This is a genomic window from Amycolatopsis sp. NPDC054798, from assembly GCF_053611505.1.
The window spans coordinates 1-1454 of sequence record NZ_JBSHAM010000217.1 but is presented as its reverse complement, the minus strand read 5'-3'; the positions used below and the strand labels follow the sequence as shown (position 1 = coordinate 1454).

Below are 1454 nucleotides of genomic sequence, written 5' to 3'. Positions count from 1 at the left end.
GAAGGGAATCTCAATGATCGTGTCAAGCGGCCGAGGTGATCGGCTGTGGGGCGGTCGGGGTGAAGCGCCGTCCGTCGCGCAGCAAGGCCCAGAGCACGTCGACCAGTCGCCGGGCGAGGGCGAGCAGGGCTTGGGTGTGGATCAGTCGTTCGCCGCGTTTCTTGTCGTAGAAGGCGCGGGAGGGGCCGTCGGCGCGGAGGCTGGACAGGGCTGCCATGTAGAACACGCGGCGGAGTCTGCGGTTGTAGCGCTTGGGCCGGCGGAGGTTGCCGGTGACCCGGCCGGAGTCCTGTGGAACGGGCACGAGGCCCGCGTAGGAGGCCAGCCGGCCGGCGGAAGCGAACCCGGAGAGCGTGCCGCCCGTGACGACCAGGAACTCCGCGCCGAGAATCGGTCCCAGACCGGGGAGGCTCTCGATGATCGTTGCCTGCGGGTGGGCACGGAAACGCTCGATGATCAGCTTGTCGGTGTCCTTGAGGTCGCGGTCGAGGTCGAGCAGCTGCCTGGCCAAGCGTTTGACCAGCACAGCCGTTGTTGTCTCGCCGGGCAGCCGGACGGTCTGGGCCTCGGCGGCGGCCAGCGCGGTGTTCACCATGGACGGGATGCCCTTGCGCCAGGCGCCCTGCTCGGCGAGGTGCCGGGTCAGGCTGTCCGGTCCGGCGGATCGGATCTCGTCAGGCGTGCAGAACTCGGCTGCCAAGATCAGCGCAGACCGGGTGGTGTAGTCGAATTCCCGTTCCAGCGCAGGGAAAATGCTGGTCAGCAGATCACGCAACCGGTTGACCCCGCGAACCCAGTCGGCCATCAGATCGGCGCGGTGGGCAGTCAGCCGGGTCAGCTCGACGACCAGCTCGTCCGGGGCGGTGATCTCGGTCAGGTCGGTCCGCATCCGCGCGGTTTCGGCGATGATCCGCGCGTCTTTGGCGTCGGTTTTAGCCTCGCCGCGGAACACCCCGGTCATGCGGTGGACCACCCGGCCGGGCACGTAGACCACGTGCTGGCCGGCGGTGACCAGCACAGCCAGCAGCAACGCGGCTGCGTTGCTGGTCAGGTCCACCGCCCAGCGGATCTCGGTCGCCGTGGCCGCCGCCTTGGCGACCAGCGACTCGATCGCGGCCTGGTCGTTGGGCACCTTCCGCGACCAGCACCGCCTGCCGGTCTCGTCCAGCGCGTAGGCGTGGTGGTTCGTCTTGCCCGCGTCGATCCCTACCCAGGCCAGCTTCGGCACCGTCACCCATCGTCTCCTGTCGTCGCAGGTCAACCCCGTGGACAGCCCCGCCGACAGGTCCCTAAACAGCGACGATTCGCAACCAGATCTCAATCAGTGGCCAGGGCGTCCAGAACGACGGGGCGGCCATTCCCTTCGAGCCACCTTGCGGCAGACACGCCATCAGCCACACCCCATCGCCCTGGGCATCCAGGGCACCCGCCCCGAACAACATCGACCTTAGGGA

General features: G+C 68.4%; 1 protein-coding gene. It reads right to left on the bottom strand.

The window, feature by feature from the left end:
• Positions 1-22: 22 nt before the first annotated feature.
• Complete coding sequence (locus ACWGIC_RS44880; RefSeq protein WP_452082058.1) at positions 23-1234, bottom strand: IS110 family transposase; 1212 nt, start codon at positions 1232-1234, stop codon at positions 23-25.
• Positions 1235-1454: the final 220 nt, after the last annotated feature.